The following is a 14260-nucleotide window of genomic DNA, read 5'->3' as shown; positions in this document are numbered from 1 at the left end:
CAGGCTTTAGTACGCTTAAATGCGCAATTTTCCAACTAATTAAGGAGCAGTATGACTCAGCCTATGTGGCAGCCAAGTCAAAGCCGTATTGAACAGACTAACCTGTGGCGTTTTATACAATCCATCAATGCAACACACCAACTGGACATTACTGACTTTCATCAACTACACCAGTGGAGCATTGACTTTAGTGATCTATTTTGGGAGCAGATTTGGCATCAATGCAACCTTGTCACAAGTCATAAAGGCAACATTATTCTGCACGACAGTAGCAAAATGCCTGGGGCCTTATGGTATCCCGAAGCCAAACTGAACTTTGCAGAGAACCTTCTTAAGTTTCGTAATTCCTCAACTGCGCTGATTTACTGTGGTGAAGATGGAGAGCGTCAAGAAATTAGTTATGCAACGCTCTATCAAAGAGTAGCTGCGCTGGTAAGCGGTTTAGAAAAGTATAACCTTCAGCCTGGCGACCGTGTTGCAGGCTTTATGCCTAATGTTATTGATACTGTAGTGGCGATGCTGGCCACTACCAGTTTAGGCGCAGTATGGAGTTCCTGCTCGCCAGACTTTGGAATTAACGGTGTACTTGACCGTTTTGGCCAAATAGAGCCACGTATTCTTTTCACCACGGATGGCTACTTTTATAACGGTAAAACACTAAACTCACTGGAACGGGTAGCTGGCATTGCTGCTCACCTGCCGTCAATAGAAGCAATCGTAGTTTGTGACCATATCACTAAGACAGCAGACTTAAACCTATTGCATGAGGCCGTGCCTGGTAAAGCTGTTCATCTTAAAGATTTTATAGACCTGACGGCTACTGAAATTGCTTTTGTTGACTGTCACTTTGATGACCCTCTATACATTATGTATTCATCAGGCACGACAGGCGTGCCTAAGTGCATCGTTCACGGTATCGGTGGTACGTTGCTGCAACATAACAAAGAACACTTTTTACATACTGATGTAACCCCTAATGACGTCTTATTTTACTACACAACGTGTGGCTGGATGATGTGGAATTGGCTGGTTAGCGGCCTAGCGTTAGGGTGTACCGTATTACTCTACGACGGGTCACCGTTTAAGACCCCCAGTATTCTTATAGATATGGCAGAGCGTGAAAAAGTAACTATTTTTGGCACCAGTGCCAAATACATTGCTGCTATTGAAAAAGCAGGTGTTAAACCTTCTCAAAGCCATAATTTACAATACTTAAAGACAATTCTTTCTACGGGTTCGCCCCTGTCCCATGAGAGTTTCGACTTCGTTTACCGTGATGTTAAGCAGGACCTACTCCTTGCCTCTATTTCTGGTGGCACCGACATCGTCTCATGTTTTGCTCTGGGCTGCCCTATTCTTCCAGTATACCGTGGGGAGCTTCAATGCCGAGGTTTAGCGATGGCTGTCGATATATTTGACGACGATGGTCAGCCATTGCGCCAAGCCAAGGGCGAGCTGGTGTGCACTGCACCCTTCCCCGCCATGCCTATCTATTTTTGGCAAGACAAGGATGGTAAAAAATACCATGATGCTTACTTTGGTCAATATAAAAATGTCTGGGCACATGGTGATTATGGCGAGATAACTGAGCATGGGGGCGTCATTATTCATGGTCGCTCTGATGCAGTGCTCAACCCAGGCGGTGTACGTATTGGCACTGCAGAAATATATCGTCAGGTAGAGGTTGTTGAAGAGGTATTAGAGAGTATCGTCGTTGGCCAAACATGGCAGCAGGATGTGAGAGTTATATTGTTTGTTGTTTTACGGCCAGAACTAGTGTTAAGTGAGGACTTAATCCGAACCATTAAACAACAAGTACGTAGCAACACAACACCCCGCCACGTGCCCGCAAAAGTGATACAAGTGAGTGCTATTCCTCGCACCATCAGTGGTAAGATTGTAGAGCTTGCTGTCCGCAAGGTTATCCATGGCGAAGCAGTGACCAACAAAGATGCCCTAGCTAATCCTGAGGCGTTAGACTTGTTTGTTAACCTTCCTGAGCTGTTGAGTTAATTAAGGCTAATGCTCAGTACGTTATCGTTGTTACTTGAAAAAAGACCGCACAAACAGTGGCAAATCGAAGATTTTTCAGGCATTGATCAATTACATCTTGGGGGAATCCCTGCAACCCTTGCACTACTTGACTGGTTACCAAATGGAGCTAAGAGTGGCTTGGATATAGGTTGTGGCTTAGGTGGCACGAGTAGACTGTTATCAAATGAGCGTGACTGCAATATGGTGGGGTTAGACCTTAATCATCAATATATCCGCGCCGCCATGCTGCTAAATCAAAGCATTCAACCTGAACCACAGTGTCAATTCGTGATAGGAAACAGCCTGCGCCTGCCATTCTCAGAGCACAGTTTCAATTTTGTCATCAGCCAACACTCCACCATGAACATTAAGCAAAAAGAAGCCTTACTAAAAGGTTTGTACAGTGTTCTTAAACCTCAGGGTCACTTGTTGATCCATGAAATTATGTTACAACCACACGCTAGTGAAAATGATATCCTTTACCCAACGCCGTGGGCTCACGAAAAAGGTGAGAGTCACTTGTGTCATTGGCAGCTATTTAACGATTTAGCGCTGGCTATAGGCTTCAAAGTAGACCATTTTAAGGATGATACAGACGCTGCACTAACTTGGATACGGCAAACCCGTCAGCAAAAGGCACCACCCCCATTTAGGCCAACTTTAGCACTTGGAGCTAATGCAGCAATGATGAGCGCTAACGTTTTAGGCAACATAGAGGCCGGCTATTTACACGTTATCAGTGCGAGATTGTGCAAGCTATAGCCAGCTACTCCATGACCAGCACTGGGGTTAAACAGTCTTTTGAGGGCGCCAGTGGTTCACTAAGTTAGCCAGCAACATTAGCCCACCACCCAAGATCACTGAAACTTCAAAAGGTTCTCCATATAGCAGCATACCGATAATGGCAATAATAGGTAAGCGCAAGAAATCTAGACTAATAACTACACTTACTTCCGCAATCTGCATCGCTTTAACCATACAATAGTGAGCAGACAAGCCAGTTAACGCAATAGCCATCACCCACGGCCACATCCACGGTTCCGGCATAGCCCAATCAGGACCAGCCATCAATGCGCCTAGAGGTAACTGAATTAAGGTCATGTAAAACACTACAGTAAGCGGATGTTCAGTGGTGAGCAGTGACTTGCTCAAAATAAAAGTCACAGCAAAACACAAAGATGCAATGATCATCACCAGACCACCAACATCTATAATTTGTACACCAGGCTTGACTATAACTGCTACACCTATTAAACCTAAAGCGACAGAGACGAGCTTGCGCCTTGTGATGGCTTCACTAAGAAATATAGACGCTATAATCAACACCCACAATGGCACCGTAAACTCGATGGCAAACACTTGTGCCAAGGGCAACAATCCGATGCCTACAAGCCAACTGAACTGACCAATAAAGTGAAAAAAGTTACGCCAAAAATGGGTCTTCATGCGGCGACTGAACATCAAAGTAGGACGTTTGATAACGTTCATAATAATTACCAACAGCACAAAACCCACTAGGCTGCGAATCGCTAATAATTCAAACTTATCAATCTTGCCATCTAACTCACGCGCAGCGATAGCCATAAGGCAAAATGAGGCGATGGCGCCCAACATCCAAAACACAGCGCGCATGGTCGTTTCCTATCAGTGGTAGTGGGCAGATTTAGGTAGTTCCGGATTCACTAGGCTTGCACCCGTGCGCATGGCAACTAAGATATACCATCCAGTCACTGTTGCACCCCACAAGAGGCCAACAACAACACCCGCATCCATTATCGGCCGCCAAGGTTGAGGAAGATTTACAGCAATGGTTATAAATACCAAAACCATAATCAGAATGCTGTAAGAAATAATAATACGCTTCTTCGAGGCATAGATGAAACCCATAGCATATAAAGGCGCAAGCACCACGAGCCAAGCCTTCGGGTTCTGTTTAAGCCATATCAAACGGGCAGCGACTCGGGGAGAAAATGCTTGCTGGAAGCCCTTATAGCCCTCGGTATAAGCCATAAATGCAACCCAAATTATTAGCGCAAACCAATGCCAAATATTTACTGGGTAAAGGAAAAACTCTAGCGCTATGTTAGACAAGCGAACGGCAGACGCCATCAGCAAACCAACCACCCCAAGGCTGCCCCACATAAATCCAATGCGACCTAACATTAACAATCTACCTAAACTCAAAAAAGACAAAGTATTCTAACACACAGGCCTTTCCTGTGCGCTTAAGTCAGGCCATAATAGCAGCTTGAATATTAGCTAGATTCTTCACTATGCGCCGTCGACCACGCCCTATACGCAACATTGATAACACTATTCCCTCACCGTGTATAAAAGTGTGTCAGTTTAAAAAAGGCGAACTGGTCTGTAAGGGCTGCTATCGCAGTCAAGATGAGGTTCGCAATTGGATGATTATGTCCAAAGAAGATAAACAAGCTAGCCTAGCCCAAGTAAAAATTAGGCAAGCAACGGCACAAGGGTTAAGTTAAGTCGTTAAAAAACGCTTTTTACGACGATACGGGAATACATCTTTTACTTGGCCATCTTCAATATCTGCCTGTAAAGACTTCCAATAGTTAGCATCAAAAATATTGCTGTGTATTTGCCGGAATATTTTTGCAATCCGAGGCCTACCCGCTAAAAACACATGAAATTCTTCAGGAAAGACATCAAATGGCCCTACGGAATACCAAGGCTCACTAGCAAGTTCTTGTTCAGGGTACATTGCTTCTGGAATTTTACGGAAGTTACATTCTGTTAGGTAGCAAATTTCATCGTAATCGTAAAACACGACACGTCCATGGCGAGTAACACCAAAATTTTTAAATAACATATCACCGGGGAATATGTTGGCAGCTGCAAGCTGTTTTATAGCATTACCATATTCATCAATAACGTCGTACAACTGTTCATCACTGGCGGTATCAATATAAATGTTAAGCGGTATCATGCGTCGCTCAACATAGAGTTGCTCAATCACCACATATTCATCAACCATTCTAATCATGCTGGGTGCTACGGCCAGAAGCTCATCAATTAACTCTTCAGAAAACCTGTGTTTAGCAAATGCAAAGTGCTTAAATTCTTGAGTATCAGCCATACGGCCTACGCGGTCATGAATTTTCACCAAACGATACTTCTCTTTTACTACAGCCTTAGTCATATTTTTTGGTGGCGCAAACTTGTCTTTAATAATCTTAAATACAATGTCCAATGAGGGCAGAGTAAATACACTCATCACCATACCTTTGATACCAGGTGCAATAATAAACTGATCTTCAGAATCTTCCATATGCTGAAGATAATCCCGCATGAACACAGATTTACCATGCTTAAAAAAACCAATATTCGTATAAATTTCTGCTAAAGGTTTTGCTGGCAAAATTTGCTGTAAAAACCCAACAAACTCCGCAGGAACAGGGGCTTCCACCATAAAATAGGATCGCGTAAAACTAAAAATAATACTCACGTCATCAGAATCTGTAATCAAGGTATCTGTATATATACCCTGGTTTTCATCGTTCATCAAAGGGATTATGAAAGGCTGATGATGAAGTGGATTAACTAACTGCCCTACCAAATAAGCACCTTTATTGCGATAAAAAACAGACTTCAAAATTTGCACCCGAGTGCCTGCACTAATAGCCATTCGAAAATCAGTGTTTTCTTTAATATTACGAACTAAGTTAACGACATCCAAGCGTTTGTTTGCATAAGGTATGCTAAAGCTGTAATCCTCTAGTATTTGATTCACCATGCGGACCACCCCTTTATCAGCATAGTATTCACGATACATGTCTTGCGCCAACACTTTAGGCGCAGAATCTGTAGAGCTAAACAAAAACATTCGTTGTTCACGCAATGCACGGTGCCTAAAGGTGCGACAAAATATAGAGTTATAAAAGGTTTCCGCTAGCTCTGGGTCTGTGCGCTGGGGCATAAGCTGTTCAAATTTAGCTTTAATACCCTCCCACTCTTGGGCTTTTTCTTGGCCAATATTTTCAGCACGACGAAATTGGTCCACTCTTTGAGTAACTTCGTTAACCATTTCGCCATATAGGTCAATTCTTTGCATTCCACTTGCTTGGACGTCTTGCCATAACGCTTGCTCGAAACGCTGTTTTGCTCCCGATGAAATATCTTCAAACTGTCTTCGGTACTCACTAAAACCAGTGTCAATAATTTGAGCAATTTGGCTGCTTTGGTTATTATTCAAAGACATAATCATTCCCTATAATTCAGCTCGAAGTCGTTGTTGCTTAGCAACAATCTTATCTAAAACTCGAGCCACTGCAATAAAAGCGAAACTGCCTGTAACAAAACTCACAGCGCCAAAACCTCGGCTACAGTCCATTTTTGCTCCTGCAACGTTAGCACTTTTAGCCCAGTCCACACTACCATCAGGTTGCGGATAATATAACTGCTCAGTTGAGCACACACATTCAATACGGAACCGGCTTTTAAGGTTTTTACTAAATCCGTATTGGCTACGTAACACAGACCTTAACTTCGCAGCCAAAGGGTCTACCCGGGTCATGGCTAGATCCATAATTTTAATTTTGCTCGGGTCTTTCTGCCCACCCGCTCCACCAATAGTAATAATGGGCACACGCCTATGTTTACACCAAGACACCATCATAGCCTTGGCTTTAATTGAATCACAGGCATCAATAACGTAGTCATAACCTCTATTCAAACATGCCTCAAGGTTATTTTCGCCAACAAAATCTTCAATTAAATTAACTTTACAATGAGGATTAATATCTTTAATTCGATCAGCCATGACATCAATCTTAGATTGATCGATAGTTGACAAGAGTGCCACTAATTGCCGATTAATGTTAGATTCGGCGACATCGTCCATATCAATTAAGGTAATCTGTCCTACTCCAGAACGAGCTAGAGCCTCAGCTACCCACGTGCCAACACCACCAATACCCACTACGCAAATATGGGCTTTGCGAATCGCAGTGTAGTCTTCAACACCATATAATCTTTCGACGCCGTCGAAACCTTGTTGCTCTTGAGTCATTAATTAAATTGCATGTCTATGAAACTAAGCTGTATTGTACCTTTTTGTTAAGGCATACCACCAGAATACAAGCGCATTTTGAAAGTATTTAAACAATAAACTTAAGGCCTATTTTGAGCTATCAGATTCCACAATTGCACGGCAAAGACCTAGAATTGACACTCGTCATCAAAAATAGTCACTTTATTGCTAACTTACGCCATACCGTTGGTCGAGGAGAGTGCGATATTCACTTAAATGACATGCGTAAAAAATACCCAGATGCCAGCCACCATTGTTGGGCGGTAGTCGCGGCTTCACCCGAAAACAGTACTTTTTGGGGTTTAAGTGATGCTGGGGAACCATCGGGTACTGCAGGAAAACCTATGCTACAAGTACTTAGCCATTGCGGTATTGGTGAAGTGAGTGTGGTGGTATGCCGCTACTTTGGTGGCACTAAGCTTGGCACTGGAGGCTTAGTGAAAGCCTACTCTGATGCGGTAAAATTAGTTGTGGACGCTTGCCCTAGAGAAGTTAAGCGCCAACTTAGCCATATTAAGTTAATTTGCCCTTATGACCTTAGCGGTCGCATTGAGCATTTGTGCCACAAACATGAGGCTATTATTGACGAGTGGATATACGCCGATGAACTCACTCTAGCCTTGGTCATACCCACAAGCAACATTCCTGCCTTGCAAACAGACCTTGGCCCTATGCCACTGGCCAATATTTTACCTGCACAGAGCATATAGCTGGCTATCAAAGTTAACGCTTAGGGGCAACAGCTATTGTTTTTTAACAAACTGCGACTTGAGCTTCATAGCGCCAATACCAGGAATTTTGCAATCAATGTCATGATCACCCTCGACAAGGCGAATACCTTTCACCTTTGTACCGACTTTAACAATTAAAGAAGAACCTTTAACCTTGAGGTCTTTAATGACGGTAACCGTGTCACCATCCTTTAAAAGGTTACCATTGCTGTCGTGGATTTCTTTGCTATCTGTTTCATCGTCAGGCCCATCCATAGACCATTCATGGGCACATTCTGGGCAGACGTATTGTCTACCATCTTCATAGGTGTATTCGGAACTACATTTTGGACACTTAGGTAAATCAGCCATAGTAATATCTCAGTAAATGTATATAAAATGGCCAAGTGACTTGATCATAAAAGTAATAGTGCAACTCTACGAACGGCCCTTAAGTAGCTTGTAATGCCTAAACTGCAATGCTGCTATGGCAGCAGTGTACATAGCAATTACAAATGTCACTCTTATACCTAGTGGATCAATAATAACTGCATCTGCACTAATAAGTGCAACTGTAAGCACGGTCCAACCATAACCACCCATGACAAAGAATAATACCTCATGGGGCTTAATCTGTTGACGTAACGATGCGACCAACAAGAGAACTCCATTAACCACTAAAATGATGCCAATGGAGTGCATCAACATGGTCTTTTCAGTACCAATAAGCAGGTTGACCGAATCTGTTTTGAGCAACATTACTAGGCCAAGGATTAAACAGGACGAACTGTTAATGCGTAACAACAGATTTAAACTCATACTAACCTCGTAACCGTCTTACTTTAAAATTGCGCCCTTTAAGCTTGCCTTCACTTAGCTTATTAAAGGCTGTGTTGCCATAAGCTTGAGTAACAGCCACATAGGCCCACTGATCGCCCACTTGTATGCGGCCAATTTCTGCACCTGGAATACCATCAGCACCTGTTAATGCACCGACAATGTCCCCTGCTCTAACTTTTTGCTTTTTGCCACCACCAATTTGAATGGTCACCATTGCAGGGGAAAATGCTGGCTGGCGTAAAAGCTTAATTGGTGGCAAGTCGTCACGCTCAAGCTTTTGCTTTAAGTAATCTTCTAACAAACCAATTTTGTGATTTTCTTTTTGCGTATGCAAAGTGCAGGCTAAACCTTGAGCACCCGCGCGGCCGGTTCGACCAATACGGTGAGTATGCACCTCTAGTTCACGAGCCACCTGATAGTTAATCACTAAATCTAGCGCTTCAATGTCTAAACCTCGCGCTGCCACATCAGTAGCCACCAGCACAGAAGCACTTCGATTAGAGAATCGCACTAAGGTTTGATCACGCTGCTTCTGCTCTAAGTCGCCATGTAACGCTAAAGCTTCATAACCCACTGCACGTAATTCGTTGGCAACCTGATCAGTTTCAACTTTGGTATTACAAAAAATTAATGTTGTCTCAGGCTGATGTGCTTGCAATAACAACCGCACTGCCTCTATGCGAGCGTCATCACTTTCGACCTGATAGAGGGTTTGTACGATACTTTGTTTGCTGTGGCTATCTTGTACTTCCACAATAACTGGTAATTGCATGATGCGTTTGGCAATGTTTTCAATCTTAGAAGGATAAGTGGCGCTAAACAGCATAGTTTGACGCTTCGTAGGCATGTAACTAATAATATTGTCTAGGGCTTCCTGAAAACCCATATCTAACATTCTGTCTGCTTCATCCAATACTAGCGTGGTGAGGTTATCAAGGTTAAGGTTAGACTTACGCAGGTGTTCTTCAACCCGTCCTGGTGTCCCTACAATAATATGAGCACCGTGTTCTAATGAACCCACTTGAGGCCCAAAGGACATACCGCCGCAAAGTGTTAGTACTTTAATGTTATGGATGCCGCGGGCCAATTTACGTATTTCTACAGACACTTGGTCTGCTAGTTCGCGAGTTGGGCATAGCACCAGAGTTTGCACACGAAAGCGTTTTACATCAAGCTTGTTGAGTAGACCTAGAGCAAAAGTAGCCGTTTTTCCAGAACCTGTTTTGGCCTTGGCAATAACATCTTTGTTAGCCAAAATAGGTGGCAAACCTTGCGCCTGAATTGGCGTCATTTCTGAGTAGCCTAAGCTTGCAAGGTTATCTAATAGGGCAGAGTCTAAACCCAAACTGGCAAAATCATATTGTGACAAGTGAATTCTCGTGTATTATTGAGGGGGATATTAAGGCCCTTATTCTAACAGAATAACGTCTCATTAGTTGCTTATCATCTCGTCCAACAACTGCGTTCGCTGATCTACTTGATCACCCTGTAAAACAAAACCACATACTTTACCTTCCAGGTTATTAAATCGAGCGATCATGCCCTTTTTACTATGCCGTACCTGCCATTGGCCAAGGAGACCTATAGGAGGCGGCAGTATAGTAATCGGGCAAACTGGCGTCTTAACCACTACGGTCATTTGTGGATAACTTACCTCGGTAAATACACCAGTAAGGGTTTGTGATAAAGCTTGGATACCCCAGTAAATCGGCGCAATATACGGTTGCAACTGGCCGTCAAACTCAATGCAGTCTCCTAAGGCATAAACGTGAGGCATGTTGGTCATTAAACGAGCGTCAGTTTTGATACCCACACCGCAGGTAATTCCATTATTGATTGCAAGTTTGGTACGCGCTTTTAGGCCAACCGCCGAAACAATGACGTCTATCTCTAAAACATCACCTGTTTTTAGTGTCACCGAGTAACCAGCCTGTGGGTGTGTTGGGTCAATATAATTGACAGTCTTAACCTCATTATCCAACCACCAACTCACCCCTATCTCAGATAATGAATCCTGTAGTTTCTTACCCACAGCTTCTGGCAACAAACGATCCATAGGCCAAGAGGTAAGCCCTACAAGGTTCACTTTTTTACCGACGGCAGCCAGATCATTAGCAAATTCACAACCAATTAATCCATTTCCGATCAACAATACGCGCTGTTTATCTTCTAGCAAGTTCCTATAGTGGTGATAGTCTTGTAGGCTGTTAACACTAACAACATCTGCGCTAGCATCACCTTCAAAGGGTATTTTAATTGCTTGCGCTCCCTGAGCTAAGACCAACTGGCCATAGGGTTGCTGGCCGATATCAGTAAATAATTGTTTAGATTGGGGGTCTATGCGCTCAACAGTACACTGGGTAACAATACGAATATTCAAACGATTCGCTCGATCTAGCGGCAGTTCTATCACCAAACTTTCGGCTGTTTGCTGCATTGTTAAGCCGGTTGATAAAGCGGGTTTGGAATAGTGTTTACCTGCATCTTGGGTTAATACAACTACCTCTACCTGCGCATCAAGCTTGCGAATAGCTTCGGCAAGATTATAGCCAGCATAGCCTGACCCTACAATAACAATAGGGCCTTGAGGCTTATCTAAAGCTGACAATACTGATGCTGCTGCAGTTGTATTTGCGCCTGATTGGATCGGTTCTGGAGGCAATTCAATCATTTCAAAATCTTCTTTGCCTACCAGGCAGTCAGGGCATAACCAATCATCAGGCACATCGTCCCAACGAGTTCCAGCCTCTATACCATCATGAGGCCAGCCTATGGCTTCGTCATAGATAAAACCACAAATAATACAAAGCCATTTTTTATAAGGCACAGATTGCTCAGCAGAAGACATACAAAATTCTCTAGGGTGTTAAACGAATTGCTATGTTTTTAGTACGGACATAATTATACAAAGCTTCTTGACCTTTTTCACGCCCAAACCCAGATTTTCCCACACCGCCAAAAGGAGTGCTAATACCGCCAGCAAACCATTCATTAACAAAAACCTGGCCAGCAACTAACGCACGACTAGCCCGCAACGCTAAACTCAAATTCTGAGTAAATACCCCAGCTACCAAACCAAAATCGGTGCCGTTGGCTATATCATAAGCTTCTTGAGGCGTATTGAATTTCATTAACACCAGTACTGGCCCAAACACTTCTTGTTGCGCTATTTCTGTGTTGGCATCGGCTTCTATAAGAGTTGGGGGCATAAAATAACCCGCTTGGTCCAACGGCATACCTCCCACTAAACAATGTGCACCCTGTTCTTTTGCCCGCGCACACATGCCTGCAATTTTATCAAGCTGAATGTTGGTAAGTATGGGAGTGACATCAGCTTCATCCATACCAGCTCCTATAGACTTAGTTGAGAAACAGGCAACTAAACGCTGTTTTACCTCTTCATAAACGCTCTCATGCACAATAAGACGTGACATGGCAGAACATACCTGCCCTGAGTTAAATAAATTACCCACATCAGCGCTGGAAATAACTTGGTCTAAATTGGCATCTGCAAAAACAACACCAGCAGACTTGCCACCTAATTCCATAACACATGGCACAACATGCTCTACCGCAGCCTTCATAATAGACTGCCCCGTTGCAACAGACCCTGTAAAGACGATTTGGTCAATATCACTATGGGCTGCTAATGCCACACCAGTGTCATGGCCATAACCACACAAAATATTCACCCCCCCTGGCGGCACCTTTGCATTAACCATAGCCTCTCCTAACAAGGCTACTGCCAAGGGCGTTAACTCAGGTGACTTTATTACCACACTATTACCTGCTGCTAAAGCAGGTGCTAAGGACCTAGCCACTAGGGACACTGGAAAATTCCATGGAATGATTTGAGCTGAAACACCAAATGGCTCGTACTCAGTAAAGTCTACTAGCCCTTCACCCAAGGGAATAGATTGACCTTCAATTTTGTCTGCCATACCAGCGTAGTATTCAAAGTAACGTGCTGCTTCCTCAAATTCCCACTCTGCTGCACTTAATGGTTTACCATTCTCCAAACACAAAAGCTTGCCACCGCGTTTAGCTAAGGTTCTAATTTGCTCAGCAATAGCATGGAGTAATTGCATGCGTTGATAGGGAGCCATACCTGCTATGAGGCGATCATTATGACATTGCCGGGCTGCGCTTACTGCCTGATCTACATGGGTCGGCATAGCACGCGCAATAGTGCCTACCAACATACCGTTGGCTGGGTTTTCTACCTTTATACGCTCATCGCTATCTACCCATTCGCCATTAATAAAATTGGTACTATGGGTAATGCCCTGTTGACGCTGATTCATAGCTTTAAACTCCGGTTGTTTGTATGCTTTCAATTAAGTGTTTCGCTGCCCATTTGTGAAAGTAGTGGGTAGGGTTGTCTAACACTGGGGAGAATTGACCTCCGTTAAAGCCAGGCGACGATCTACCAAGCTGCATGCCTTCCACCACCATGACGTCTTCTTGAAAAACTTCCTTCCACGCTGATAAAGTAGCATCTCTGCAGCCTTTATATTCAGGTGTAATAGCCTCATCACCCACGTACATTAACCTTAAGTGCTCAACAGTTTGATTATTAGCTACTGGCTCTAACACAATTGCAAAGGTGTGGTCGGCTTGGATACCCAGCAATACATTGGGGAATACGGTAATGTATTCGGCTTCTTTCATACGGTTTTGTTGCCATTCGGGGAACACTGGCAAACGTGTCCCTGCAGAATCAGCTAGGTTATAAACCATAGTACCCTGGCCAGCAAACTCATTGGCAAACATTATATGGTAATGATCTTGAATGCGTGAATAAACATTTAGGTTTGGATGTATCCATGGCAAATGGTAGCTTTCACAATAATTTTCTACAGCTAGCTTCCAATTACATGCCACTTTTAAGGTGAACTCACCTTGGGTTTGTCCTTCGCTGGGTATTTCTCTACGCATCCGGCTATAGCCAGTATCTCCCATGAATGGTTGCCAACGCTCCACAATGGGTGCAATAAACTCTTCAAAAGAGTTCGCACTGCCATCTAGATTTACAAACACAATATCAAACCAAACCGCGCTAGCCACTTCCTTTAAACCATGCCTGTCGTATACCAAGCTATTTACTTTGTGTACCCCTAACCCACCGATGTGGGGGGTGCCTTTTAGCTGACCAGTTAGATCATAGGTCCATGAGTGATAAGGGCAGCGGATACTCCCCTTAATAGGCCCTTCTTTATTGATTAATAACATACCACGATGGCTACAGACGTTATGGAACACGCGGATAATATTGTCATTATCACGGATAATTACCAGTGGTAACCCCATAAAAGAAACTGGCTTGACATAGCCTAGCTGTGGCATATCTCCAGCAAAACCAACGCCCGCCCATGTTTTACCTAGTAAAAGATCACGTTCGTGAGCAAACATGTCTGGGTCGTTGTATAAGGGGCTGGGCAGGCCACTGGCTTCTCCAATCGGAAGCATGGCTTTTTCTAGACTTGTGATAGGGATAAGGTCATAGGCGTTCATTGGTGGTCCTTAAGTTGACGTAAGGCAAATTATATAACCACAATGCCTGAAACCAGAGACAGCAACAAACGATTATTTATCATTCATTTCATGAAATAAACTCATAGAT

14 protein-coding genes are annotated in these 14260 nt (G+C 43.6%); 4 read left to right on the top strand and 10 right to left on the bottom strand.

Annotated elements, in window-relative coordinates:
- The first annotated feature begins 51 nt into the window (after positions 1-51).
- Both ABXT60_RS06625 and ABXT60_RS06620 read left to right on the top strand, forming a co-directional pair.
- On the top strand, positions 52-2013 hold the full coding sequence (locus ABXT60_RS06625) for an acetoacetate--CoA ligase (protein WP_443631947.1): 1962 nt from the start codon (positions 52-54) through the stop codon (positions 2011-2013).
- Between the two features lie 9 nt (positions 2014-2022).
- A complete protein-coding gene (locus ABXT60_RS06620; RefSeq protein WP_443631946.1) occupies positions 2023-2796 on the top strand; it encodes a class I SAM-dependent methyltransferase in 774 nt (257 codons plus the stop codon).
- Between the two features lie 27 nt (positions 2797-2823).
- Here the strand turns inward: ABXT60_RS06620 and ABXT60_RS06615 are convergent, their stop codons facing one another.
- Together ABXT60_RS06615 and ABXT60_RS06610 are read right to left on the bottom strand one after the other, a co-directional pair.
- Positions 2824-3666, bottom strand: a complete 843-nt coding sequence (locus ABXT60_RS06615; protein ID WP_443631945.1) for a DMT family transporter — start codon at positions 3664-3666, stop codon at positions 2824-2826.
- A gap of 12 nt (positions 3667-3678) precedes the next feature.
- Positions 3679-4197 carry a hypothetical protein gene (locus ABXT60_RS06610; RefSeq protein WP_443631944.1) on the bottom strand — a complete coding sequence of 173 codons (519 nt, stop codon included), beginning with the start codon at positions 4195-4197 and terminating at the stop codon, positions 3679-3681.
- A 110-nt stretch (positions 4198-4307) separates the two neighbouring features.
- Here ABXT60_RS06610 and ABXT60_RS06605 point away from each other — a divergent pair, with 110 nt between their 5' ends.
- Positions 4308-4523, top strand: coding sequence for a DUF1289 domain-containing protein (locus ABXT60_RS06605; RefSeq protein WP_443631943.1), 216 nt, complete (start codon positions 4308-4310; stop codon positions 4521-4523).
- Here the strand turns inward: ABXT60_RS06605 and aceK are convergent.
- Together aceK and tcdA are read right to left on the bottom strand one after the other, a co-directional pair.
- Positions 4520-6256: a bifunctional isocitrate dehydrogenase kinase/phosphatase gene (aceK, locus tag ABXT60_RS06600; RefSeq protein ID WP_443631942.1), complete on the bottom strand. Its 1737-nt coding sequence runs from the start codon at positions 6254-6256 to the stop codon at positions 4520-4522. The genes ABXT60_RS06605 and aceK overlap by 4 nt on opposite strands.
- Positions 6257-6265: 9 nt before the next feature.
- Positions 6266-7066 (bottom strand): tRNA cyclic N6-threonylcarbamoyladenosine(37) synthase TcdA, encoded by an 801-nt coding sequence (gene tcdA, locus ABXT60_RS06595; protein WP_443631941.1) that lies wholly within the window; start codon positions 7064-7066, stop codon positions 6266-6268.
- 113 nt (positions 7067-7179) lie between these two features.
- Here tcdA and ABXT60_RS06590 point away from each other — a divergent pair, with 113 nt between their 5' ends.
- Complete coding sequence (locus ABXT60_RS06590; RefSeq protein ID WP_443631940.1) at positions 7180-7797, top strand: IMPACT family protein; 618 nt, start codon at positions 7180-7182, stop codon at positions 7795-7797.
- Between the two features lie 33 nt (positions 7798-7830).
- On the opposite strand, the gene ABXT60_RS06585 is transcribed toward ABXT60_RS06590, so the two are convergent.
- The 6 genes from ABXT60_RS06585 to ABXT60_RS06560 all read right to left on the bottom strand — a co-directional run bounded on the left by ABXT60_RS06585 (position 7831) and on the right by ABXT60_RS06560 (position 14151).
- On the bottom strand, positions 7831-8169 hold the full coding sequence (locus ABXT60_RS06585) for a zinc ribbon domain-containing protein YjdM (protein WP_443631939.1): 339 nt from the start codon (positions 8167-8169) through the stop codon (positions 7831-7833).
- 66 nt (positions 8170-8235) lie between these two features.
- Entirely contained in the window at positions 8236-8616 is a 381-nt protein-coding gene (locus ABXT60_RS06580; protein ID WP_443631938.1) for a hypothetical protein, read from the bottom strand.
- A 1-nt stretch (position 8617) separates the two neighbouring features.
- On the bottom strand, positions 8618-10006 hold the full coding sequence (dbpA, locus tag ABXT60_RS06575; protein ID WP_443631937.1) for an ATP-dependent RNA helicase DbpA: 1389 nt from the start codon (positions 10004-10006) through the stop codon (positions 8618-8620).
- 63 nt (positions 10007-10069) lie between these two features.
- Positions 10070-11485 carry an FAD-dependent oxidoreductase gene (locus ABXT60_RS06570; RefSeq protein WP_443631936.1) on the bottom strand — a complete coding sequence of 472 codons (1416 nt, stop codon included), beginning with the start codon at positions 11483-11485 and terminating at the stop codon, positions 10070-10072.
- Positions 11486-11495: 10 nt separating this feature from the next.
- A complete protein-coding gene (locus tag ABXT60_RS06565) occupies positions 11496-12941 on the bottom strand; it encodes an aldehyde dehydrogenase family protein (protein ID WP_443631935.1) in 1446 nt (481 codons plus the stop codon).
- A gap of 4 nt (positions 12942-12945) precedes the next feature.
- Entirely contained in the window at positions 12946-14151 is a 1206-nt protein-coding gene (locus ABXT60_RS06560; protein ID WP_443631934.1) for an aromatic ring-hydroxylating oxygenase subunit alpha, read from the bottom strand.
- Positions 14152-14260: the final 109 nt, after the last annotated feature.

The sequence above is a fragment of the Candidatus Njordibacter sp. Uisw_056 genome (genome assembly GCF_047730085.1).
GTDB lineage: Bacteria > Pseudomonadota > Gammaproteobacteria > Pseudomonadales > Balneatricaceae > Njordibacter.
The sequence above is the reverse complement of the archived record's forward strand: the minus strand, read 5'-3'. Positions and strand labels throughout refer to the sequence as shown.